Genomic DNA, 24303 nt, shown 5'->3' with positions numbered 1-24303 from the left:
CCTTTCCGGGTTCACACTGTACGTGTACATCGTAAATATCGTGTCCGGTCCTTTTCCGAGGCCCCGGTCGCCGTTCCGTTCGCGGGTGCTGCGGCCGGGGCCGCCGCCGTCCGCCGGGCGGCCGGGCGCCGGATCCGGTGCCGGCGGTCCGGCCAGCGGAAACGCGGCGACCCGCGCGTCTTGACCATTCGGACATATGGGTGCAATCTGGTGTCCGTATACGTCGTAAGTTTACGTACTTTCGGCACCAGCGACGGGCTTCACGCCCCCGACGCACGGGATGTCCGATGAGGTCGACCGCCCTGACTCTCCAGCCTCGCGGCCCGCTGGTCCTTCTCGCCCTGGTGGTCGTGGGGATCGTCCCGCTGCTCATCACCCTCGGCGTGGCAGCCCCCGGGACCGGCCGTCAGGCGGCCATGGCGCGGAGCGCGGCCCCGCCCCAGCCGCCCGTGCCGGCCAAGCAGCTGGTGCCGGTGCGCGGCGACGCTCCCCCCGACGGGCCCGTGCGGCCGGGGGAGCAGGTCGCGCTGCGCCAGCTCGTCGTCGCCACGGACGAGAAGGACGTCGGCCTGGCGGCCTGGCGTTCCGTGCTGGACCGGATCGGCACGCCCTACGACGTCCTGCTGACCCGCGAGGACCCAATCGACCGGGACGCGCTGGTGCGCGACGACGGCACGGGCAGGTACAACGCGATCCTCCTGAGCAACAACACCCTGACCGACGCCTCGGGTTCGTCGAGCGGCGTCAGCCGGGCCGAGTGGGACCGGCTGTGGGAGTACGAACGCACCCACCGGGTGCGGCAGGTGTCGCTGGACGCAGCCTCCCCGGACACCCTGCCGTGTCTGCGTGCCGAGTCCGAGGAACCGGTGGGCGAACGGCCCGTCGACGTCCGGCTGACCGCCGAGGGGCGGAAGATCTTCGACTACCTGGCCCCCGACGCCGTGCTCCCGCTCTCCGAGAGCTACGTGTACCGCTCCCGGCCGGAGGCCGGATGCCGTGCCGAACCCTTGCTGACCCTCGGCACGTCGGTGGTCGGCTACGTCGACCCCGGCGCGGACGCGGGCCGGGAGGAACTGAACGTGGGCTTCTCCGTCGGACCGGACGAGACGATGAGCAACCTGCTCGGCTTCGGCCTGGTCCGCTGGGCCACCCGGGGCGTCTTCCTCGGCGAGCAGCGGCACTGGCTCAACGTCGACGTCGACGACTGGTTCCTCGCCACGCAGCGCGGCCCGACCCCGGAGAGCGGGCCGGTCCCGAGCTACCGGGTCACCGGCCCCGAGGCGCTGGCGCTGAGCCGGGAACAGCGGGCCTTCCGCGCGCGGTACCCCCTGGTCGGCGACTTCCGGCTCAACCTCGCCTACAACGGCAGCCTGCTCCACCCCGACGCACCCGCGACCTGCGACCCGGACGGCTCGCCGGACGCCCTGACCAGCTACAGCCTGTGCCTCAAGGACGAGTTCCGGTGGATCAACCACACCCTGACCCACCCCCAGATGAAAGCCACGCCGTACGAGCGCGACTACGACGAGATCAACGACAACCTGGCACGGGCGGCGGCCGTCGGCCTCCCGGTGCCGACGACGGTGCTCAAGACCCCCGAGTACTCCGGGCTGGGTGTCTACGCGGACCGGCCGGACACCTTGGACGCCCCGGTGGACCACGGTCTGGAGGCGTCCAACAAGGACCTGCTCCGCGCGGCCTCCGACCTCGGCGTCGACTACGTGCACGGCAACATGGACTTCCCCAGTCACCGGCCCTCCTGCTTCAACTGCGGCATCCGCCACCCGCTGCAGCGCGACGTGATGGTGGTTCCGGACTGGCCGACGATGGTGGCCTTCCAGGCGACGGATCCGGCCGAGCAGGTGGCGCTGTACCGCGACCTCGCCACGGTGCCGGAGGACGGCCCGGCCGTCCGCGCCGACTACCGCCGCACCATCGACGAACAGGCGGACGTGGCGCTGGAGCACCTGATGAGCGGCTCGGTCTACAGCCACACCCTGCACCAGGGCAACGTGCGCGCCTACGAGTCCGGCCGCAGCCTCACCTTCGACTGGCTCGACGCCCTGCTCGCCCGGTACAGCCGCTACTACGACGTGCCGCTGCGGAACGTCGACTGGGTCACCCTCGCGGCCTACGTCGACCACCGCACACGGCACTTCGCCGAACTCGACCACCACGAGGACGCGGTGTGGAACCGGGTCACCGGCGCCGTCACCTACACCCCGCGCGGCGACGGGTCCCTGTTCGTCACCGGCGTGGAGACCAGGCCGGCGACCGACGCCGACCAGCGCGGGCCGGACGAGGCGGAGCGCTACGGCTCCGACGACGTCTCCCGGCTCGGCCTGACCGAGGGAGAGACCGTGACCCTGACGGCGAGGCCGCGATGACCGGCCGGGTGGACCTGCGAGCCGACGGGTGGCCGCCCGTCACCGAACCCGGTCCGGAGGTCACCGGCACTTCGCGGTCCGGTATTCCGTGGGCCGACACCACGCGGTCCGACGTTCCGCCGTCCGGCGACCCGCGGCCCGGCACGCCGCCGTCCGGTACGGGGCCGGCCGCCGACGGGCGCAGGCCGCTGCGGGTGCTGCTGGTGTCCGAGGGCGCCTACCCCTTCCACCCGGGCGGGGTCAGCCTCTGGTGCGACCAGATCGTCCGCGGCATGCCCGAGCACACGTTCACCGTCGTCGCGCTCACCGTCGACGGCACCGAACCGGTGGTCTGGCCCGCCCCCGCCAACCTCACCGAGGTCGTCGGCGTACCGCTGTGGGGCGACCCGCCCCGGCGGTCCCGGCGCGCCCGGCGGACCCCGCCCCCCGACGCCTTCACCGAGGCCCACGAGCACATCCTGCGGACCCTGGCCCGCCCCCCGGAGCCGGGCCCCGCCGCGGCGCGCCGGGCCGCCGAGTCCTCCGTGCCCGCCCTGCGCGCCCTCCACGACCACGCCCGCACCGGCGACCTGCGCGCGGCCCTGACCGGCGACGAGGCCCTCGACCGGATGACCCGCGTCTGGCGGGAGGCCGGCGATCGGGAGGCCGCCGGGGCCGGACCGCTGGGCCTGCACGACGCCTACACGGCGGCCGACCTCATGGAACACACCCTGCGCCCGCTCTCCCACCCCCCGGTCGACGCCGACGTGTGCCACCTCGCGATGAACGGCCCCAGCGCCCTGGTCGGGCTGGCCGCCAAGTGGGCCCACGGCACGCCCCTGGTGATGTCCGAGCACGGCGTGTACCTCAGGGAGCGGTACCAGGACGCCCTCGGCGACGACGTGCCCCCGGGCGCCCTGATGATGCTCCGCTTCCACCGGGCGCTGGCCGAGGCCGCCTACCACTGCGCCGACGTCCTGGCACCGCACTCCCGCCACAACCGCCGGTGGCAGCTCCACGGCGGGGCCGACCCGGACCGGATCCGGACCATGTACAACGGGATCGACCCGGCCGACTACCCCGTGGCCACCGGCGAACCCGACGTCCCGACGGTCGTCTACGTCGGGCGGGTCGACCCGATGAAGGACCTGCACACGCTGATCCGCGCCTTCGCCCTCGTCCGCGACGAGGTGCCGGACGCCCGGCTGCGCATGTTCGGCCCCGTCGCGGCCGACCAGCGGGCCTACCACGCGAGCTGCCTGGCGCTCATCGACGAACTGGGCCTGACGGGGACCGCGGTCTTCGAGGGCCGGGTGCCGCGCCAGGTGGACGCCTACGGGGCCGGTCACCTCACCGCGCTGACCAGTGTCTCCGAGGGCTTCCCCTACACCGTCGTCGAGTCGATGTCCACGGCCCGGCCGCAGGTCTGCACGCAGGTCGGCGGGGTGCCGGAGGCGGTCGGCGACGCCGGGATCCTCGTCCCGCCCGGCGACCACCGCGCGGTGGCCGGGGCGTGCGTGCGGCTGCTCCGCGACGCCGGACTGCGCCGCCGCCTCGGGGACGCGGCACGGGCCCGGGTGCTGGAGCGGTTCACCCTGGCCCAGTGGACCGACGGCTACCGCGCGCTCTACGACACCCTGGTGCCGCATCAGCCGCCGCCCGGCCGCCGCGCCGCGGGGCGGGAGAGGGTGACGGCACCGTGAACCCCGTCGACCGGACCGGAACGCCGCGCGGACCCGACGCGGTCGGGACGCTGCTCGCCACCCTGGAACCCCAACTGCCGACCGCGGTGGACGAACTGCAGATCGCCACCCTGCTCGAACGGCGCGGCCTGACCGACGAGGAGGCCCGACGCCGTTACGGACAGGACGTGTTCGACCTGTCCCGCACCCTGTTCCTGCGCCTGCCCTCCCGCCCGCACCGGCCCCCCGCCGAACCCCCCACCCCCCGCGCGGCGAAACTGCTCGCCCACGGCCCGCTCTACGCCGTGCCCAGCCTCGTCTACCCGGCGGTGCTCATCGCGCTCGGCGGGCCCGCCCTGGTGCGGGGCATGCTCCTCGCCACCACCCTGGGCTGGGTCTGGGGCATGGGCACCAGCGTGGCCGCCTACCGGCTGCTCGGGCAGGGCCGGCCGCGGGCGGCGGCCCGCCTGTGGCGGCGGCTGACCCTGCTGGGGCTGGGCGTGGCCGTCGCGGACGCCGCCCTCCTCGCCACCACCGGCGACGGCGGAACCGGCCTGGTCGCCTTCGTCGTGGCCCAGGTCGGCTACCAACTCGCCTCGGGCATCCTGCTGTTCTACGGGATGGAAGCCCGCCTCGCGCTCGTCGCCCTGCCCGCGGCCGGCCTGGGCACGGCCTACATCCTGCTCGGCTTCGACGCGGACCGGGCCGCTCCCGTCCTGGCCGCCGGAGCCGCCACCAGCACGCTGGCCCTCGGCGCCGCCTGGTGGGCCACCCGGGCGCGCGGGGAACCCACCGGACCCGCCCGGCCGGACACCCTGCGGCCCACGCTGATCGGCACCCTGCCGTGCGTCTGCTACGCGATGCTGTCCGCACTGTTCCTGATGTTCAACAGCGCCCGGTTCATCACCGCCCCCCTGGAACTGGCCATCACGGTCGCCCCCCTGGTGCTGGGCATGGGCGTGCTGGAATGGCGCTCGCACCGCTTCCACGCCCGTGCCGTCGCCCTGCTGCGCCGCACCGCCGCGACCGCCGACTTCCGCCGCCTGGCCTGGCGCCTGCTGCTGCGCGAACTGGGCCTCGGCATGCTGGCCCTGACCGCCCTCGGCGCCGTGCTGCTCGCCGTCCTCGCCTCGGCCGGGATCCTCACCGCCCGGTCGGTGCTGCTGCTCGGCGCGTACCTGCTCCTCGGCGGGGCCTACTTCGCCGGCTACATCCTGGTCAACCACGGCGAGTTCCGCCTCGTCCTCACCGCCGTCGGCGCGGTGACCGCCCTCGACATCGCCGCCACGCTCGCGTTCTCGTCCCACTTCGCCCCGTACGGAGAGGTGCCCGTCTTCCTGGCCGGCTGCCTCACGCTGCTCGCGCTGTTCCTGACGGCGCTGCGGCTCACCATCGGACGGGTCGCCCCCTACCGGTGACCCCCAACTTGAGCAGAGGAGCTGACGTCATGCACGTCGTCATACTCGCCGGAGGACGCGGCGTCCGGCTGCGGCCCTACACGACGGCCCTCCCCAAACCGCTGATGCCGATCGGCGGGGAGTACGCCATCATCGACATCATCCTCCAGCAGCTCGCCTCGCAGGGGTTCACCCGTGTGACCCTCGCGGTCGGCCATCTCAGCTCGCTGGTCAAGGCGTTCGTCGGTGACGGGTCCCGCTGGGGCCTGCGGGTCGACTACGCCGACGAGGACCGGCCGCTGTCCACCATCGGCCCGCTGTTCAACTTCCTCGACCGGCTGCCCGAGCACTTCCTCGTGATGAACGGCGACGTCCTCACCGACCTCGACTACGCCGCCCTGCTGCGGGACCACCGCGCGTCGGGCGCGCCGCTGACCATCGCCGGCTACCGGCGCCAGGTGAAGATCGAGTTCGGCACTCTGGAGACGGTCGGCGGTCGGCTGGTCGCCTTCACCGAGAAGCCCACCCTGTCCTACGGCGTCAGCATGGGCGTCTACGCCGTCTCCGGCCGGACGCTCGCCCGCTACCCGAAGAACACCCCCCTGGGATTCGACCAGCTCGTGCTCGACCTGCTGGCCCGCGGCGAGAGGCCGCTGGTCCACGACTTCGACGGCTACTGGATGGACATCGGCAGCCCGGAGGACTACGAACGGGCCAACCTCGCCTTCCCGAGCATGCGGTCCACACTGCTGCCCGCCGCCCGGGAGACCCGGAAGGCGGTCGCCGGATGACTGCCACCGTCCTGCTCTTCGGCGCCTCCGGCTTCCTCGGCACCCCGGTCGCGGAACGCCTTGCCCGGGACGGACGCGTCGGCACCCTCGTGCGCGTCAGCCGGCGGGAGAGCCCGGACGGTGCCGGCGGGCCGTGGCTGCGGCACGACCTCGTCGCGGACGGCACCGACGCCCTGGCGCGGCTGCTGCACCGGGTCGGCCCCGACGCGGTCGTCAACTGCGCCGGCCGCCTGTCCGGCGGTCCGGTCGCGCTGGTCGAGGCGAACGTCCTGGTCACCGCGCGGCTCCTGGAGGCCATGCGGATCGCGGCCCCGTCCGCCCGGCTGGTCGTGCTCGGCTCCGCCGCCGAGTACGGCACCACCACCCGCGGCGTCCCCGTCCGCGAGGACGCCCCGACCGCCCCGCTCAGCGCGTACGGCGTGACCCGGCTGGCGAGCACCCGGCTGGTCGAGCTGACCGCCCGGGACGGCGCCCTGGACGCGGTGGCGCTACGGGTGTTCAACCCCGTCGGCCCCGGTCTGCCGCCCGAGAACCTGCTCGGCCGGGCCGCGCAGGCGCTGCGCGAGGCCGCTCGCACCGGCGCCGACCGCATCACCCTCGGACCGCTCGACGCCCACCGGGACTTCGTCGACGTCCGGGACGTGGCGGCGGCCGTCGTCCGGGCCGCGCTCGCCCGGCATGTGCCGGAACCGGTGCTCAACGTCGGCAGCGGCGGGGCCGTCGCGGCACGCGACGCGGTCGCACTGCTCGCCCGCACGGCCGGGTTCACCGGCCGGGTCGCCGAGACCGCCCCGGCACCGTCCCGTTCCCGCGCCGTCCCGTGGATCGCCGCGGACGTGGAGCGGATCCGTTCCGCCCTGGACTGGAAGCCGGAGCACGACCTCGCCTCGTCGGTCCGCGCCTGCTGGGAGGGCTGAGGAGCCGTGATCATGCCGTGGAGGACAGCGCTCCTGGTCTGCTGCCTCGCCGTGCTCGCCGGATGTGTCGACCCCGGCGGAACGGGGAGGCAGGCACCCGCGCCCGTCGGAGCGTCGGCCCCCGACGACGCCGGGGAGATCACCGGCGCGGTGGTCCAGCTGCAGGCGTACCGGGACGGGAAGCTGGACGAACTGGCGGGCAGCTCACACTCGTTGGCCGTGATCGACCTGGCGCGGGACGCCTCGGCGTCCTACTTCTCCGCGGACGAGATCGGCCGGCTCAAGCGGTCCGGCAAGACGGTGCTCGCCTACTTCGAGATCGGCTCCCTGGAATGGTTCCGCCCGGACTACCCGGACCTGCGGGACCGCCACCCCGATCTGTTCCTCCAGGAGTGGGCCGAGTGGCCCGGCGAGTTCTTCGTGCGGTACTGGGAGCGACGGTGGTGGCAGGAGGCGATCCGGCCGCGCGTGGACCGGGCGCTCGCCGCCGGGTTCGACGGGGTCTACCTGGACTCCGTCGTCGCCTACGAGGAGATCGCCGCCGACCGGGTGCCCGGCCTGGACATCGAGGAACGCGGCGCGCGCATGGTCGAACTGATCCGCAGGATCAGCGACCACGCCAAGCGCGCCGAACCGGACTTCCTGGTCTTCCCGCAGAACGCGCCCGAACTGCGGCACCACCCCGGCTACCTCGACGCCGTCGACGGCATCGGCATGGAGGAACTTTTCTACCGGGCCACCGACCTCCCCTGCGACCTGGACTACTGCGCCCCCAACCTCCGCGAGACCCGCGCCCTGCGCCGGGCCGGCAAGACCGTCGTCGCCATCGACTACGCCACCCGTCCCGAGAACATCGCCGACGCCTGCCGCAGATACCGCGAGGAGGGCTTCGCCGGCTATGTGACCGTCCGCGACCTGGACGTGGTCTCCCCGCCATGTCCCTGACCGACTGACCGACAGGAGAAGCACACCATGACGCAGCACACACCCCCCTTCCGCCGGATCGGCGTGATCGGCATGGGCTACGTCGGCCTCACCCTCACCGCGGCCCTGGCCCGCAAGGGCTTCGAGGTCCACGGGGTCGACGTGCAGCCGGCCGTCCTGCGGTCCCTGGCCCGGGGCCGGCCCCACGTCTACGAACCGGGCGTCGACGAGACCTTCGCCGAACACATCGGCACCCGGATCCACATCGCGTCCGAACTGCCTGACGACCCGGTGGACGCGGCCGTCCTGTGCGTGTCCACCCCCGTCGACGAGGACACGCACGAGCCGTACCTGAAGAACCTGGCCGCGGCGGCCGAACACGTCGCCCGGCGCTGCACGCCCGACACCCTGGTGGTCGTCCGCAGCACCGTGCCCGTCGGGACGAGCCGGGACGTGGTCCTGCCCCGGCTGATGGACGCCTGGGGCCGGGCCCGCCTGGTGATGGCGCCCGAGCGCACCATCCAGGGCCGGGCCCTGAGCGAACTGACCGGCCTGCCCCAGGTCGTGGGCGGACTCGACGAGGACAGCCTGCGCCGCGGACGCGCCCTCTTCGAAGGACTCGCCGACCGGGTCCTCGCGGTGTCCAGCCTGGAGGCCGCCGAACTGGTCAAGCTCACCAACAACTGCCACACCGACGTCATCTACGCCTTCGGCAACGAACTGGCCCTGCTCAGCGAACGGTTCGGCCTGGACCCGCTGGAGGTGATCCGCGCGACCAACCTGGACTATCCGCGCCCGGACATCGCCAGGCCCGGCTACGTCGGCGGCGGCTGCCTGTCCAAGGACCCGTACATCATGGCCTTCGCCGGTGAACACGCCGGCCACCGGCCCGCCTTGATCGGCGCCGCCCGGAAACTCAACGAGGACCTGCCGGTGCACGTGGCGCACCGCGTGACCGGGGCCCTGCGGGCGCTCGGCGGCACCACGCTGTACGTGCTCGGCTGGGCGTACAAGGGCTGGCCGCCCACCGACGACATGCGCGGCACCCCGATCGCCGCCATGATGCCGGTCTTCGACGCGGCCGGGCTGCGGGTGCTCGGCCACGACCCGCTGGTCGGCGCCGAGGTCATCCGCGCCCACGGAGGTGAACCCGTGGACGACGTGTTCGCCGGCTTCCGCGAGGCCGACGCCGTCCTGGTGATCACCGACCACCCCGACTACCGCGGCCTCGACGTCGCCCGCGCCCTGGACGGCTCCCGCGTCCGCCTGGTCTTCGACTCCTGGCGGATCCTCGACGCGGTCGCCGTCACCGACCGGGGCGTGCGCTACGAGGGCCTCGGCTACACCTCGGCGGCCCCGGCCGCCCCGGTCCCGGTGGTGACGGCATGAAGGCGCTCATCCTGGGCGGCGCGGGCTTCATCGGCCTGCACCTGGCCCGCAGCCTGCTGGCCGACGGCCACCGGGTGACCCTGGTGGACGACTTCTCCCGCGGCCGGGACGACGCGGACCTCGCGTCCGTCGACGCCGAGGTGCTGCACGCCGACCTCACCGTGCCCGCCGACTACCGGGCGATCCCGCACGGGTGGGACCAGGTGTACCTGCTCGCCGCCGTCGTCGGCGTACGCAACGTCGAACGCGACCCCGCGCGCGTGATCCGTGTCAACAGCCTCGCCGTGCTCAACGCGCTGGACTGGATCCGCCCCGGCGAACGCCTCTTCTTCGCCTCCACCAGCGAGGTGTACGCGGGCGGCGTCAACGCCGGCACGGTACCGGTGCCCACCCCCGAGACGGTCCCGCTGAGCGTCCGGGACGTCACCGCCCCCCGGTTCGCCTACGGGGTGAGCAAGATGCTCGGCGAGGCCGCCGTCGTGCACACCGCCCGGGCCCGCGGCATCCCCTGCGTCATCGGCCGCTTCCACAACGTCTACGGCCCCCGCATGGGCGAGGCCCACGTCATCCCCGAGGTGGCCCTGCGGGCGCTGCGCGGCGAGGACCCGTTCCGGGTGTACGGCGCCGAGCAGTCCCGGGCCTTCTGCCACGTCGACGACGCCGTCGACGCGGTCCGCCGGCTGATGATGCCCGGTGTCGCCGACGGCCGGATCGTCCACATCGGCAACGACCGCGAGGAGACCGCCGTCACCGACCTCACCAAGCTGATCCTGCGCGTCGTCGGACACGACCCCGAGATCACCTACGCCCCGGCCCCGCCGGGGTCGGTGGCGCGCCGCTGCCCGGACCTGCGGCTGCTGCGGTCCCTCACCGGGTACGAGCCCGCCGTGTCCTTGGAGGACGGCGTGCGGGACACCGTCGCCTGGTACGCCCGCAGCCGTGCCGCCGGGCACGCGCGCGCCGGATGAGCCCCTCACCCGCACCCCGCCCGCCCACGAAGGGGGCGAAGGCCATGGAACCGCATCCGCTTCCCGGGCCGCACGGCCGCACCCCGGGCCTGCGGCGCGGCGCACCACCGCGGGGCGCCCGCCATGACCCCGCGCATTGAGGACTACGCGCTCATCAGCGACCTGGAGACGGCCGCGATGGTGAGCCGGCAGGGCTCGATCGACTGGCTGTGCCTGCCCCGTTTCGACTCCCCGGCCTGCCTGGCCGCGCTGCTGGGCACGCCGGAGCACGGGTTCTGGCGGGTGGCGCCCGTCGCCCGCGGTGCCTGCGACCGCCGCGCCTACCGGCCGGACACCCTGGTGCTGGAGTCCGTCTGGGCTAGCGACCGGGGGGCCGTCCGGGTCACCGACTTCATGCCGCCCCGGACCCGGTGGCCCTGTGTCGTCCGGATCGTCGAGGGGCTGTCCGGCAGCGTCGCCATGCGCAGCGAGCTGCGGCTGAGGTTCCACCAGGGGCGGGTCGTGCCGTGGGTCCGCCGGGAGGGCTCCCGCACGGTCGCGGTGGCCGGCCCGGACGCCGTCTGGCTGGACGCCGACCCGGCCGTGCCGGGGGGTTTCGGGGCCGCCGGGGGCGGGGGCGAAGGGCGCACCCGGGGCGCGGGGGAGGCCGGGGGCTCCGGAGGCGAGGCCACCGTCCTGGACTTCACCGTGCGGGCGGGGCATCGTCTCGCCCTGACGCTCGCCTGGTCGCCCTCGCACCGCGAGGTGCCGCCCGAACCGCTGTCCGTCCCGGCGGGGGCGGCGCTGGAGCAGACCACCCGCTTCTGGCGGGACTGGGCCGCCCAGTGCCGCTACCGGGGACCCTGGCGGGAGGCCGTCGTGCGGTCCCTGATCACCCTCAAGGCCCTCACCTACGCCCCCACCGGCGGCATCGTCGCGGCGCCCACCACCTCCCTGCCGGACCGCATCGGCGGCGCGGAGAACTGGGACCACCGCTACTGCTGGCTGCGCGACTCCAGCCTCACCCTGTCCTGCCTGCTGCGCAGCGGCTACCGGGAGGAGGCCACCGCCTGGCTGGACTGGCTCGTCAGAGCCGTCGCGGGCGACCCCGCCGACCTGCAGACCGTGTACGGCGTCCAGGGGCAGCGGCTGCTGCCGGAGACCGAGGCGCCCTGGCTGCCCGGCTACGAGGGGTCGCGGCCGGTACGGTTCGGCAACTCCGCGGTGGGCCAGTTCCAGCTCGACGTGTACGGCGAGGTCGTCGACGCGCTCTGGCTGTCGCTGCGCGCCGGGATCGCGATCCCCGCCCATCTGTGGCACCTGGTGGAGACGCTGATGGCGTTCCTCCAGCACCACTGGCGCGAACCCGACCAGGGCCTGTGGCAACTGCGCGGCGGGCGGCGGCAGTTCGTGCACTCCAAGGTGATGGCGTGGCTGGCGGCCGACCGCGCCCTGCGGATGGGCGAGCTGCTCGGCCGCAACGGCTCCTGTGCCGGCTGGCGGGCCATGCGCGCGGAGGTGCACCGGGAGGTGTGCCGGGAGGGCTGGGACCCCGCCCGGCAGACCTTCGTGCAGTCCTACGGATCGTCCGCCCTGGACGCCTCCGCCCTGCTCATCCCCCGGCTCGGCTTCCTGCCGCCCGGGGACCCGCGGGTGCGGGGCACCGTGCGGGCGATGGAACGGCTGCGGCACGGCGGGTTCGTCCGCCGCTACGGCCCCGACGGCGACGACGCCCCGGAGGGCACGTTCGTGTCGTGCTCCCTGTGGTACGCCGACGCCCTGGCCGCCACCGGCCGCCCGGGCCGGGCCCGGGAGGAGTTCGAGCGGGTCCTCGACATCCGCAACGACGTGGGACTGCTCGCCGAGCAGTGGGACCCCGACACCGGACGCCAACTCGGCAACGCCCCGCAGGCGGTCAGCCACCTCGCCCTGGTGAAAACGGCCTTCGCCCTGAGCCGCGACGACGCCCGCCCGGCCCGCCGGCCCGTGGCGGCGGCGGCACACCGGTCCTGAGGCACACGGCGCCCCGGCCGGCGGGCGTGCGGGCAGCGCGGGTGTGCGAAGTCCGGGGGCGTGCGGGCGGCGCGGGTGTGCGGACTCCGGGGCGTAGGGGCACGCGGGCACGCGGGCGCGCGGCGCAGGGCGCCGTCGCCGCGCGAAGCCCTGCTCGCTCGCCCGCCCGGGCGCCGTCCGCCTACGGGGGCGCCGTCCGCCTACGGGGGCGCCGTCCGCCTACGGGCGGGGCGCCGGGTCCCGGTAGCCGTGCGGGTTCAGGCACTGGAAGTGCCAGGTGTCCCGGCACACGTCCGCCAGGTCCCGGGCGGGACGCCAGCCCCAGGCACGGGTGAGCGCGGTCGAGTCGGCCACGAGTTCGGGGACCGCGCCGGGGTCCCCGGGCAGCACGTCGAACGGCACCGGCCGCCCGGTCGCCGCGGTGAACGCGCCGATCACGTCGTGCACCGAACTTCCCCTGCTCCGCGCCAGGTTGTACACCGTCATGCCGGGCCGGTCGGCGAGGTGGTCGAGCGCCACCCGGTGCGCCTCCACGGCGTCCATCACGTGCAGGTAGTCGCGGACCAGGGTGCCGTCGGGGGTGGGGTGGTCGTCGCCGCGCACGTCGAGCCTCGGCCGCCGGCCGTCGGCCACCAGGGCCAGCTGCGGGAGCAGCGAGTCGGGGGCGTTGCGCTGGTCCTCGCCGAGCAGGCCGCTCGGATGGGCGCCGGCGGGGGTGGAGCAGCGCAGCGCCACCACGGTGCACTGGGGGCAGTGCCGGCAGACGTCCTCCAGGATGCGCTCGCAGACCCACTTCGACATCGCGTACGGCGTGACGGGGCGCGGCGGCGTCCGCTCGTCCAGCGGGCCGCGCCCCGCCTCGCCGTAGACCGCGTAGGAGGAGTGGTACACCAGGCGGTGCACCCCGTGCTCGTGCATGGTGCGCAGCAGGGCGGTCGTGCCGCCGACGTTGGTGTCGTAGAAGCCGACGGGCATCCGGGTCGAGCGGTGCTCGGACTTGTGCGCGGCGAAGTGCACGACCGCGTCCACGGAGTGCCGCGCGAAGACGGCGGACAGGGCGGTCCGGTCCCGGATGTCCAGCTGGTACACCGCGCCGACGAACCGCCCGGCGACGCGTTCCACGCGGGAGAAGACGCGGGGCGTGCTGTTGGAGTAGTCGTCGACCACGATCACCTCGTAACCGTGGTCCAGGAGGTCGGTGCAGGTGAGGCTGCCGACGAAGCCCGCCCCGCCGGTGACGAGGACGGTCGAGGCGGCCCAGCCGCGCGCCTCGGCGCCGGGCCCCGGCCGGCGACGGCCGGCGGGGCGGGACGCGTGGGAGGACTGCGGCTGGTTGCGCTCCATGAGCGGTTCCTAGCGAGGCTGACACCATATGTTTACGGTGTATATGTCCGATGGTCCTGCATCGCCGCCGGGGAGTCAAGGCAGGCCGGACCGCCCCCGGCCGAAGCGGCCAGGGGCGGGAGGGCGGGGGGAGGGGAGCGGGGCCGGGAGGCCGGGCGGCGGTGCGGGACGCCCGGCGAGCCCCCGCGGCCCCGGGCTCAGGACCTGACCAGCAGCTGGAAGTCGAAGGTGTACCGCGAGGCCCGGTAGATGTGGGTGCCGAACTCCACCGCCCGCCCGGTGTCGTCGTACGCCGTGCGCTGCATGGTCAGCAGGGCGGCGCCGGGCCGCTCGTCCAGGCGGCCGGCCTCCTCCGCGGTGGCCGAGCGGGCGCCCACCGTCTGGCGGGCGCTGTGCAGGGTGATCCCGGCCGCGCGCATCATCCGGTACAGGCCGGTCGACTCCAGCCGGGCGTCGTCCAGGTCCAGGAGGTCGGTGGGCAGGTAGTTGCTGAGCAGGGCGACCGGCTGTCCGTGCGTGCTGCGCAGCCGCTCCAGGTGGACCACCTCGGCGCCCTCCGCCAGACCCAGCGCGGCGGCCACGTCCGCGGAGGCGGCGACCGTCTCGTGGCTGACCACCGCGGTGGCCGGTCCCTGCCCGGCTGCCTCCATGTCGTCGTACAGACTGCTCAGTTCCAGGGGGCGCCGGACCTGGCTGTGCACCACCTGGGTGCCCACCCCGCGCCGCCGGACCAGCAGCCCCTTGTCGACGAGGGACTGGATGGCCTGGCGGACGGTGGGGCGGGACAGGCCGAGGCGGACCGAGAGGTCGACCTCGTTGCCCAGCAGGTTGCCCGGGGCGAGCACGCCCTGGTCGATGGCGCCCTCCAGCTGCTGGGCGAGCTGGTGGTACAACGGCACCGGACTGCCCCGGTCCAGGGCGAAGTCGACTGAGCTGAGCGCGGAGCCGGTCTCGGCGCGTGCGGGGTCGCCGGTCTTCGCCATGGCGCGGACCTTCCTGGTGGGGGAGCGGACGGGTGGTCAGGAGTTGCTGGGGAAACCGAGGTTGATGCCGGCGTCCGACGGGTCCGGCCAGCGGGTGGTGACGACCTTGCCGCGGGTGTAGAAGGCGATGCCGTCGTTGCCGTAGATGTGCAGGTCGCCGAAGAGGGAGTCCTTCCAGCCGCCGAAGGAGTGGTAGCCGACGGGGACCGGGATCGGCACGTTGACGCCGACCATGCCGGCCTTGACCTCCAGCTGGAAGCGGCGGGCGGCGCCGCCGTCCCGGGTGAAGATGGCGGTGCCGTTGCCCCAGCGGGAGGAGTTGATCAGCTCGATCGCCTCGTCGTAGGTCTTCGCCCGGACCACGCACAGCACCGGGCCGAAGATCTCGTCCCGGTAGGCGTCCGCCGTCACTGGTACCCGGTCCAGCAGGGAGACGCCGAGGAAGAAGCCGTCCTCGTGGCCCTCGACCGTGAGGTCCGTGCCGTCGACCACGACTTCGGCGCCCTGCGCCGCCGCGCCCGCCACGTAGGAGGCCACCTTGTCGCGGTGCTCGCGGGTGATCAGCGGGCCCATCTCGGACGCCGGGTCGTCACCGGGGCCGATGCGCAAGGCCCGCGCCCGCTCGGCGATCCGGCCGACCAGCTCGTCGCCGGTGTCGCCGACCGCGACGACCACCGACACCGCCATGCAGCGTTCGCCGGCCGAACCGTAGGCCGCGTTGATCGCCTGGTCGGCGGCCAGGTCCAAGTCGGCGTCCGGCAGCACCAGCATGTGGTTCTTGGCACCGCCCAGAGCCTGCACGCGCTTGCCGTGCTCGACGGCCTTGAGCTGGATGTGCCGGGCGATGGGCGTGGAGCCGACGAAGGACACCGCCTCGACGTCGGGGTGCTCCAGGAGCCGGTCCACCGCCTCGCGGTCGCCCTGCACCACGTTCAGCACGCCGTCGGGCAGCCCCGCCTCGGCGGCCAGTTCGGCCAGCCGCAGCGAGGCCGACGGGTCCTTCTCGGACGGCTTGAGGACGAAGGTGTTGCCGCAGGCGATGGCCAGCGGGAACATCCACATCGGCACCATGGCCGGGAAGTTGAACGGCGTGATGCCGGCCACGACGCCCAGCGGCTGGCGGATCGAGGCGACGTCGACCCGGGTGGAGACCTGGGTGGACAGCTCGCCCTTGAGCTGGACGTTGATGCCGCAGGCCAGCTCCACGATCTCCATGCCGCGCGCGACCTCGCCGAGGGCGTCGGAGTGCACCTTGCCGTGCTCGGCGGTGATCAGCGCGGCGATCTCGTCGCGGTGGGCGTCCAGCAGTTCCCGGTACTTGAACAGGATCGCCGTCCGCTGGGCCAGCGAGGAGGCGCCCCAGGTGGTGAACGCGTCCTTCGCGGCGGCGACGGCGGCGTCCACCTCGTCGGTGCTCGCGAACGCGACCTGCTTCTCCTGGACACCGGTGGCCGGGTTCCAGACCGGGCCGAAACGGCCGGAGGTGCCGTCGACGGGCTTGCCGCCGATGAAGTGGCTGATGGTCTTCATGTGCGCAACGGACCTTTCGTCAGTGGGAGTTCTACAGGTGGCGGCGGCGGACGGCGACCTCGCGGTCGTAGACCTCGCGGGCCCGGACTGCCGCCTCGCGGTCCGCCACCTCGGCCACCGGCACGTCCCACCAGGCCTCGGCCGGGGGAGCGGTGGGCGACGGGTCCGTCTCCACGTACACGCACGTGGGACGGTCGGAGGCGCGGGCCTCGGCGAGCGCGGACCGCAGCTCGCCCACCGTCTTGGCGCGCAGCACGTCCATGCCGAGGCTGGCCGCGTTGGCCGCCAGGTCGACGGGCAGCGGGGCGCCGGTGAAGGTGCCGTCCTCGGCCCGGTGGCGGTAGGCGGTGCCGTAGCGCTCGCCGCCGACCGACTCCGACAGGCCGCCGATGGAGGCGTAGCCGTGGTTCTGGATCAGCACGACGTTGACCGGCAGGCGTTCCTGCACGGCGGTGACGATCTCCGTGGGCATCATCAGGTAGGTGCCGTCGCCGACCAGCGCCCACACCGGCGTGCCGGGCGCCGCCTGCTGCACGCCCAGGGCGGCCGGGATCTCGTAGCCCATGCAGGAGTAGCCGTACTCCAGGTGGTACTGGCGGGGGCTGCGCGCGCGCCAGAGCTTGTGCAGGTCGCCGGGGAGCGAACCGGCCGCGTTGATCACCACGTCCTCGTCGCCCACCACCGCGTCCAGCGCGCCGAGCACCTGTGTCTGGGTGGGCACGGCACTGTCGTCGTCCGCCCGGTAGGCGCCCGCGACGATCCCGTCCCAGCGCTCCTTGCCGGCCCGGTACTCGGCGGCGTAGTCCTCGCCCACCCGGTGCCCGGCCAGCGCGGCGGTGAGCTGCTCCAGGCCGGTGCGGGCGTCGCAGACCAGGGTGCGCGCGGCCATCTTGTGGGCGTCGAAGGCGGTGACGTTGAGGTTGAGGAAGCGCACGTCCGGGTTCTGGAAGAGGGTGCCGGAGGCGGTGGTGAAGTCGGTGTAGCGGGTGCCGACGCCGATCACCAGGTCGGCGGTGCGCGCCAGGTCGTTGCTGACGGCGGTGCCGGTGTGGCCGATGCCGCCGAGGTCGGCGGGGTCGTCGTGGCGCAGGGAGCCCTTGCCGGCCTGGGTGGAGGCGACGGGGATGCCGGTGGCGTCCGTGAACGCCTTCAGCGCCCCTTCGGCCTCGCTGTGGTGGATCCCGCCGCCCGCGACGATCAGCGGGCGGCGCGCGGACCGGACCGCCTCGGCCGCCGCGGCCAGCTCGACCGGGTCCGGCGCGGGGCGCCGGACGTACCAGACGCGGTCGGCGAAGAACTCCTCCGGCCAGTCGTACGCCTCCGCCTGCACGTCCTGGGGCAGGGCCAGGGTGACCGCGCCGGTCTCGGCGGGGTCGGCGAGCACCCGCATCGCCTGGAGCGCGGACGGGATCAGGGCCTCGGGGCGGGTGATCCGGTCGAAGAAGCGCGACACCGGGCGCAGCGTGTCGTTGACGGACACGTCGGGTCCGCCCGGGTGCTCCAGCTGCTGCAGCAGCGGGTCGGCGACCCGGCCGGCGAAGTAGTCGCCGGGCAGCAGCAGCACCGGCAGGCGGTTGATGGTGGCCAGCGCGGCGCCGGTCACCAGGTTGGTCGCGCCGGGGCCGATGGACGTCGTCACCGCCTGCGCGGAGAGCCGGTTGAGCTGGCGGGCGTGGCCGACGGCCGCGTGCACCATGGACTGCTCGTTGCGGCCCTGGTGGTAGGGCATGACGTCGGCGTACTCGACGAGGGCCTGCCCGATGCCCGCCACGTTGCCGTGGCCGAAGATGCCCCACGTCCCGGCGACGAGCCGGCGGCGCACGCCGTCCCGCTCGGTGTACTGGGCGGACAGGAACCGCACCAGGGCCTGCGCGGTCGTCAGTCGGCGGGTGGCGGCGCTCATGCGGACCTCTCCGGGGCGGTGTAGAGGGGCAGACGGGGGTCGACGGGCTGGTCCGGCCAGGTGTCGCGGATCCAGGCGTGGTCGGGGTGGTCGCAGATCAGCCAGGCGCGCTCGTCCTCGGGCCCGGCCATCACGTTGAGGTAGTACATGTGGTGGCCGGGCACCGCCATGGAGGGCCCGTGCCAGCCGTCCGGGATGAGGACGACGTCGCCGTCGCGCACCTCGGCCAGCACGTCGGTGTCCCGGCCCGGCCCGGAGGGGGAGACCCGCTGGTAGCCGAGGCCCGGGGTGCCGTCGTGGGCGGCGAACTCGAAGTAGTAGATCTCCTCCAGCACGGACTCCTCGCCCGGCCGGTGCTCGTCGTGCTTGTGCGGCGGGAAGGACGACCAGTTGCCGCCCGGGGTGAGCACCTCGACGGCGATCAGCTTGTCGCACTCGAAGACCCCGGCCGCGCCGAAGTTGTTGACCTGGCGGGAGCAGTTGCCGGTGCCGCGCAGCTCCACGGGCACGTCGGAGGCGGGCCCGTAGCGGGCGGGCAGCCGGCGGGTGCAGCGGGCGCCGGTGAGCGCGAACCGTCCCCCGGCGGCGCTGGTGATCCCCGCCCGGGCGTCGCGCGGGACGTAGGCGAAGTCGGTGACGCCGTCGAACACACTGGTGCGGCCGGTGAGTTCGAAGGTGTCGTGGCCGAAGTCGTCGTCGGCGGTGACCGTGCAGCCGCCGCTCAGCGGCAGGACGATCCACTCGCTCTCGCCGGTGTCGAAGGTGTGGCTGCCGCCGGGCGGCAGTTCGAGCACGCGCAGGCTGGAGTAGCCCCAGCCGGCGCTCTCCGGGCTGATGTCGACCCGGTGGGGGCCGGCCGAGGCGCGGCCCGCGGGGAGGTGATGCGTCATGGCAGCCTTTCGTCTCACAACAGGCCGACGGCGGTGTCCACCGCCGCCTCCACGGTGCCGGAAGCCGGGTAGAGCAGCGAGCGGCCGACGACCATGCCCTGCACCTGGGGCAGCCGCAGGGCCTTGCCCCACCGCTCGTAGGCCGCGTCCTGGTCGCCGACCTCGCCGCCGAGCAGGACCACGGGCAGGGTGGAGGTCTGCAGGACCTCGGCCATGTCGTCGGCGTCGTCGGTGACCGGCAGCTTCAGCCAGGTGTAGGCGGAGGTGCCGCCGAGGCCGGAGGCGATGGCGACGGACCGGGTGACCGCCTCGGCGGAGAGGTCGTTGCGCACCCGGCCGTCGACGCGGCGGGATATGAACGGCTCCACGAACACCGGCAGCCGGCGCTCGGCCATCGCGTCGATCGCGCGGGCGGTGGACTCCAGGGTGGTCAGCGAGCCCGGGTCGTCGTAGTCGACGCGGACCAGCAGCTTGCCCGCGTCGAAGCCCAGGCGCTCGATGTCCTCGGGCCGGTGGCCGGTGAAGCGGTCGTCCATCTCGAACGCGGCGCCGGCCAGGCCGCCGCGGTTCATGGACCCCATGACCACCTTGTTCTCCAGCGCCCCGAGCAGGAGCAGGTCCTCCAGGATGTCGGCGGTGGCCAGCACCCCGTCGACGCCCGGCCGGGACAGCGCGACGCACAGGCGTTCCAGCAGGTCGGCCCGGTTGGCCATGGCCAGGGGCCGGCCGCCGACGCCGAGCGCGCCGCGGGCCGGGTGGTCGGCGGCCACGATCATGAGCCGTCCGCTGTCGCCGACGAGCGGGCGGCGGGCCCGGCGCGCGGCCGCCTCCGCGACGGCCTCGGGATGACGGGCCCGGACCGTGGTGAGGTCGGGGATGCTGAGATTCAAGACAGGGGCTCCGTTTCAGGGCTGGCTCGGCCGGCCGGCCGCGGTCGGCGACCCGGTCCGGGCGAGGAGGTCCGCGACCTCCGGTGCGGTCGGCATGGCGGACGAACAGGCGAGGCGCGAGGCGACCAGCGCGCCGGCGGCGTTGGCGTGCCGCATGGTCTTCTCCAGGTCCCAGCCGGCCAGCAGCCCGTGGCAGAGGGAGCCGCCGAAGGCGTCGCCCGCGCCGAGACCGTTGACCACCTCGACCGGTACCGGCGGCACCTCGGCCCGGGTACCGTCGCGGTGCACCGCGAGCACGCCCTTCGGGCCCTGCTTGACCACGGCCAGCTCCACGCCCGCCGCCAGCAACGCCTCGGCGCAGGCCGCGGGTTCGCGTACGCCGGTGGCGACCTCGCACTCGTCGAGGTTGCCGACCGCGACGGTCGTGTGCCGCAGTGCCTCGCGGTAGTACGGGCGGGCCTCGTCGGGGTCGCGCCAGAACATCGGGCGCCAGTCCAGGTCGAAGACGGTGGGGCCGGACTTGGCCCGGGCCTCCAGGGCGGCGAGCGTGGCCGAGCGGCTGGGCTCCTCGCTGAGCCCGGTGCCGGTGACCCAGAAGATCCCGGCGGCGCGCACCGCCCCGAGGTCCAGGTCCTCGGCGTGGATCTCCAGGTCGGGGGCCTTGGGGCGGCGGTAGAAGTACAGCGGGAAGTCGTCCGGCGGGAAGATCTCGCAGAACGTCACGGGCGTCGGGTACGCGGCGACCGGGGTGACCCAGCGGTCGTCGACGCCGAAGTCCTTGAGCGCCTCGTGCAGGTAGGTGCCGAAGGGGTCGTCCCCGGTGCGGGAGACCAGGGCGGTGGAGCGGCCCAGCCGGGCCGCGGCGACCGCGACGTTGGCGGCCGAGCCGCCCAGGAACTTCCCGAACGTCTCCACCTTCGGCAGCGGCACTCCGGTCTGCAGGGGGTAGAGGTCGACCCCGATGCGGCCCATCGTGATCAGGTCGAAATACTGTGGTGAGACGGTCATTGAGCGACGCTCCTCGAGCTGCTGGGGATGCGGGTCCCGAGGCGCCCTGAAACGGTGGGGGGCGTCGTTCCGGGGGCCTGCCGCCTCTCAGGTGTAGGTCGCGGAGGGCGGCGGTGTCAAGAGTTTGTACTTACATTCGGACTAGCTCGTGAAATGATGTCTTAACAAAGTATTGACAGCGGGCGCGACTCGGGATTTGATCCGGTCCCAGCACACCAGCCGTTTCCACGGCACAGACCCCGGACTCCCGAGGCTCCGGGCCGGATCCTCGGACTCCAGCCCTTTCCCCGTGTAGCACAGTGAGGTGCAGGCAACGATGGACCGCTCTTCGCACACCCGCTCCCGCAGAATCGCCCCGTTCGTCGCGGTGGCCGCGGCAGCCGCCCTGACCCTCGCCGGCTGCTCCAGCGGCTCCGGCGGCAAGAAGTCGGAGGAGGGCGGGGCCGAGGCATCGGCGGGCAAGGCCTCCACGCCCCGCATGACCGTCGCCCTGGTCACCCACCAGGCGCCCGGCGACACCTTCTGGGACATCGTCCGCAAGGGTGCCGAGGCCGCGGCGGCCAAGGACAACATCAAGCTGGTCTACTCCGCCGACCCGAACGCGGGCAACCAGGCCAACCTGGTGCAGAACGCGATCGACCAGAAGGTCGACGGCATCGCCGTCACCCTCGCCAAGCCCGACGCGCTCAAGGGCGTCATCGCCAAGGCGGAGGCGGCCGGCATCCCGGTCGTCGGCCTGAACTCCGGTCTCAGCGACTGGAAGGACCTCGGCCTGCTGGAGTTCTTCGGCCAGGACGAGTCCGTCGCCGGTGAGGCCTTCGGCAAGAAGCTCAACGAGGTCGGCGCCAAGAACACCGTCTGCGTCATCCAGGAACAGGGCAACGTCGGCCTCACCCAGCGGTGCGCCGGCCTGGAGAAGACCTTCGAGGGCAAGACCCAGGTCCTGAACGTCAACGGCACCGACATGCCGTCGGTGAAGTCGACGATCACCGCCAAGCTGAAGCAGGACTCCTCGATCGACTACGTCGCCACCCTCGGCGCCCCCTTCGCCGCGACCGCGGTGCAGTCGGTCGCCGACGCCGGCAGCAAGGCGAAGGTCGCCACCTTCGACCTCAACAAGGACCTGACCAAGGCCATCAAGGCCGGCGACATCCAGTTCGCCGTCGACCAGCAGCCCTACCTCCAGGGCTACCTCGCGGTGGACGGCCTGTGGCTGTACAAGAACAACGGCAACTACAGCGGCGGCGGCGAGCAGCCGGTCCTCACCGGCCCGGCCTTCGTCGACGAGTCCAACGTCGACGTCATCGACGGCTTCGCCGCGAAGGGCACTCGGTGATGACCATGGCGCAGCAGGCTGAGCCGGCGGTGACCCCACCGCCGGCCCCCGGCCCCAAGGAGAGCGACGGACGTACCGTGCGGCGCCCGCTGGCGCTGCGCCTCCTCGCCCGTCCCGAGGTGGGCGTCTTCCTCGGGGCCCTGGCCATCCTGGTCTTCTTCCTGATCATGGCGCCGACCCTGCGTCAGGGCAGTTCGATGTCGACGGTCCTCTACCAGTCGTCCACCATCGGGATCATGGCGCTGCCCGTGGCGCTGCTGATGATCGGCGGCGAGTTCGACCTCTCCGCCGGCGTCGCCGTCGTCACCTCGGCGCTCACCGCGAGCATGCTCAGCTACCAGCTGACCATGAACGTGTGGGTCGGTGTGATCGTCGCCCTCGTGGTGTCCCTGGCGGTCGGCATGTTCAACGGCTGGATGCTGGTCAAGACCGGTCTGCCCAGCTTCCTGATCACCCTGGGCACCTTCCTGATGCTCCAGGGACTCAACCTCGCGGTGACCAAACTCGTCACCACCAACGTCGCCACCGACGACATCAGTGACATGGACGGCTTCGACCAGGCCAAGGCCCTGTTCGCGTCCTCCTTCGACGTCGGCGGCGTCCAGGTCAAGATCACGGTGGTGTGGTGGCTGGTCTTCGCCGCGCTCGCCACCTGGGTCCTGCTGCGCACCAAGTACGGCAACTGGATCTTCGCCGTCGGCGGCAACAAGGAGAGCGCCCGCGCGGTGGGCGTCCCCGTCACCTTCACCAAGATCTCGCTGTTCATGCTGGTCGGCTTCGGCGCCTGGTTCGTCGGCATGCACAACCTGTTCTCCTTCAACACCGTGCAGTCCGGCGAGGGCGTGGGCCAGGAGCTCATCTACATCGCCGCGGCGGTCATCGGCGGCTGTCTGATGACGGGCGGCTACGGCTCCGCCATCGGCCCGGTGTTCGGCGCCTTCATGTTCGGCATGGTGCAGCAGGGCATCGTCTTCGCCGGGTGGAACCCCGACTGGTTCAAGGCCTTCCTCGGCGTGATGCTCCTCGGCGCCGTCCTCATCAACCTGTACGTCCAGCGCACGGCGACCCGGAGGTGACCGCAATGACCGACAAGACCACCGGCACCCACGGTGCCGCCCCGGAGGCCACCCCGCCCGCCGGCGACCACCCCCTGGTGGAGCTTCGCGGCGCCGGCAAGTCCTACGGCAACATCCGCGCCCTGCACGGCGTCGACCTCAGCGTCCACCCCGGCAAGGTGACCTGCGTCCTCGGCGACAACGGCGCCGGCAAGTCCACCCTCATCAAGATCATCTCCGGACTGCACCAGCACACCGAGGGCGAGTTCCTCGTCGACGGCGAGCCGGTCCGCTTCTCCACCCCGCGCGAGGCACTCGACCGCGGCATCGCCACCGTCTACCAGGACCTCGCGGTCGTCCCGCTGATGCCGGTCTGGCGGAACTTCTTCCTCGGCTCCGAGATGACCAAGGGCCCCTGGCCCGTGCGCCGCCTCGACATCGAGCGGATGAAGAAGACCGCCGACGAGGAACTGCGCAACATGGGCATCGTCCTGGACGACCTGGAGCAGCCCATCGGCACGCTCTCCGGCGGACAGCGCCAGTGCGTCGCCATCGCCCGCGCCGTCTACTTCGGCGCCCGCGTCCTCATCCTGGACGAGCCCACCGCCGCCCTCGGCGTCAAGCAGTCCGGCGTCGTCCTGAAGTACATCGCCATGGCCCGCGACCGCGGCCTCGGCGTCATCTTCATCACCCACAACCCGCACCACGCCTACATGGTGGGCGACCACTTCAACGTGCTGCGCCTGGGCACCCTGGAACTCTCCGCGTCCCGCGGCGAGGTCGGCCTGGAGGAACTCACCAACCACATGGCGGGCGGCGCCGAACTGGCCGCCCTCAAGCACGAGCTGGCGCAGGTCCGCGGCGTCGACACCGAGGAACTGCCCGGGGACGGCGACGCCCCGGCCCCCGCCGCCGCAACACCGGAAGGAAAGTCCTGA

General features: G+C 73.3%; 19 protein-coding genes. 12 read left to right on the top strand and 7 right to left on the bottom strand.

What is annotated here, in order from left to right; all coding sequences use genetic code 11:
• Window positions 1-287 precede the first annotated feature (287 nt).
• The 9 genes from AB0F01_RS16985 (at window position 288) to AB0F01_RS16945 (ending at window position 12426) form a co-directional block, all read left to right on the top strand.
• Window positions 288-2387, top strand: a complete 2100-nt coding sequence (locus AB0F01_RS16985; protein WP_362095644.1) for a hypothetical protein — start codon at window positions 288-290, stop codon at window positions 2385-2387.
• An 8-nt stretch (window positions 2388-2395) separates the two neighbouring features.
• A complete protein-coding gene (gene pelF, locus AB0F01_RS16980) occupies window positions 2396-4069 on the top strand; it encodes a GT4 family glycosyltransferase PelF (protein ID WP_362095641.1) in 1674 nt (557 codons plus the stop codon).
• Window positions 4066-5466: a hypothetical protein gene (locus tag AB0F01_RS16975; RefSeq protein ID WP_362095638.1), complete on the top strand. Its 1401-nt coding sequence runs from the start codon at window positions 4066-4068 to the stop codon at window positions 5464-5466. The genes pelF and AB0F01_RS16975 overlap by 4 nt, the downstream gene beginning before the upstream one ends.
• Window positions 5467-5495: 29 nt before the next feature.
• On the top strand, window positions 5496-6236 hold the full coding sequence (locus AB0F01_RS16970; protein WP_362095635.1) for a sugar phosphate nucleotidyltransferase: 741 nt from the start codon (window positions 5496-5498) through the stop codon (window positions 6234-6236).
• The gene (locus AB0F01_RS16965; RefSeq protein WP_362095633.1) at window positions 6233-7153 is read left to right on the top strand and encodes an NAD(P)-dependent oxidoreductase; all 921 of its coding nucleotides are present in this window, start codon (window positions 6233-6235) and stop codon (window positions 7151-7153) included. Before AB0F01_RS16970 ends, AB0F01_RS16965 begins: the two co-directional genes overlap by 4 nt.
• Window positions 7154-7165: 12 nt before the next feature.
• Window positions 7166-8098 carry an endo alpha-1,4 polygalactosaminidase gene (locus tag AB0F01_RS16960; protein WP_362095630.1) on the top strand — a complete coding sequence of 311 codons (933 nt, stop codon included), beginning with the start codon at window positions 7166-7168 and terminating at the stop codon, window positions 8096-8098.
• A 27-nt stretch (window positions 8099-8125) separates the two neighbouring features.
• Window positions 8126-9466 (top strand): nucleotide sugar dehydrogenase, encoded by a 1341-nt coding sequence (locus AB0F01_RS16955; RefSeq protein ID WP_362095627.1) that lies wholly within the window; start codon window positions 8126-8128, stop codon window positions 9464-9466.
• Window positions 9463-10434, top strand: a complete 972-nt coding sequence (locus AB0F01_RS16950; protein WP_362095624.1) for an NAD-dependent epimerase/dehydratase family protein — start codon at window positions 9463-9465, stop codon at window positions 10432-10434. Before AB0F01_RS16955 ends, AB0F01_RS16950 begins: the two co-directional genes overlap by 4 nt.
• A gap of 123 nt (window positions 10435-10557) precedes the next feature.
• Entirely contained in the window at window positions 10558-12426 is a 1869-nt protein-coding gene (locus AB0F01_RS16945) for a glycoside hydrolase family 15 protein (RefSeq protein WP_362095621.1), read from the top strand.
• 219 nt (window positions 12427-12645) lie between these two features.
• Here the strand turns inward: AB0F01_RS16945 and galE are convergent, their stop codons facing one another.
• From galE to iolC, 7 genes are all read right to left on the bottom strand, one after another.
• A complete protein-coding gene (gene galE / locus AB0F01_RS16940) occupies window positions 12646-13770 on the bottom strand; it encodes a UDP-glucose 4-epimerase GalE (RefSeq protein ID WP_362095618.1) in 1125 nt (374 codons plus the stop codon).
• Between the two features lie 197 nt (window positions 13771-13967).
• Window positions 13968-14753, bottom strand: a complete 786-nt coding sequence (locus AB0F01_RS16935; protein ID WP_362095615.1) for a GntR family transcriptional regulator — start codon at window positions 14751-14753, stop codon at window positions 13968-13970.
• Window positions 14754-14789: 36 nt separating this feature from the next.
• Window positions 14790-16283: a CoA-acylating methylmalonate-semialdehyde dehydrogenase gene (locus AB0F01_RS16930; protein ID WP_362095612.1), complete on the bottom strand. Its 1494-nt coding sequence runs from the start codon at window positions 16281-16283 to the stop codon at window positions 14790-14792.
• Between the two features lie 31 nt (window positions 16284-16314).
• Window positions 16315-18186: a 3D-(3,5/4)-trihydroxycyclohexane-1,2-dione acylhydrolase (decyclizing) gene (gene iolD / locus AB0F01_RS16925; RefSeq protein ID WP_362095609.1), complete on the bottom strand. Its 1872-nt coding sequence runs from the start codon at window positions 18184-18186 to the stop codon at window positions 16315-16317.
• Window positions 18183-19076, bottom strand: a complete 894-nt coding sequence (gene iolB / locus AB0F01_RS16920; protein WP_362095607.1) for a 5-deoxy-glucuronate isomerase — start codon at window positions 19074-19076, stop codon at window positions 18183-18185. Before iolB ends, iolD begins: the two co-directional genes overlap by 4 nt.
• A gap of 14 nt (window positions 19077-19090) precedes the next feature.
• Window positions 19091-19966: a deoxyribose-phosphate aldolase gene (locus AB0F01_RS16915; RefSeq protein ID WP_362095605.1), complete on the bottom strand. Its 876-nt coding sequence runs from the start codon at window positions 19964-19966 to the stop codon at window positions 19091-19093.
• 15 nt (window positions 19967-19981) lie between these two features.
• A complete protein-coding gene (gene iolC / locus AB0F01_RS16910) occupies window positions 19982-20974 on the bottom strand; it encodes a 5-dehydro-2-deoxygluconokinase (protein ID WP_362095604.1) in 993 nt (330 codons plus the stop codon).
• 316 nt (window positions 20975-21290) lie between these two features.
• Between iolC and AB0F01_RS16905 the strand changes: the two genes are divergently transcribed.
• The 3 genes from AB0F01_RS16905 to AB0F01_RS16895 are packed head-to-tail and all read left to right on the top strand — an operon-like array spanning window position 21291 to window position 24303.
• Window positions 21291-22310, top strand: a complete 1020-nt coding sequence (locus AB0F01_RS16905; RefSeq protein WP_362095602.1) for a sugar ABC transporter substrate-binding protein — start codon at window positions 21291-21293, stop codon at window positions 22308-22310.
• Complete coding sequence (locus AB0F01_RS16900; protein WP_362095601.1) at window positions 22310-23386, top strand: ABC transporter permease; 1077 nt, start codon at window positions 22310-22312, stop codon at window positions 23384-23386. The genes AB0F01_RS16905 and AB0F01_RS16900 overlap by 1 nt, the downstream gene beginning before the upstream one ends.
• 5 nt (window positions 23387-23391) lie before the next feature.
• Window positions 23392-24303 (top strand): ATP-binding cassette domain-containing protein, encoded by a 912-nt coding sequence (locus tag AB0F01_RS16895; protein WP_362095598.1) that lies wholly within the window; start codon window positions 23392-23394, stop codon window positions 24301-24303.

Source organism: Streptomyces sp. NPDC029526 (assembly GCF_040637405.1).
Lineage (GTDB): Bacteria > Actinomycetota > Actinomycetes > Streptomycetales > Streptomycetaceae > Streptomyces.
This window is presented reverse-complemented; position numbering and strand designations above follow the sequence as displayed.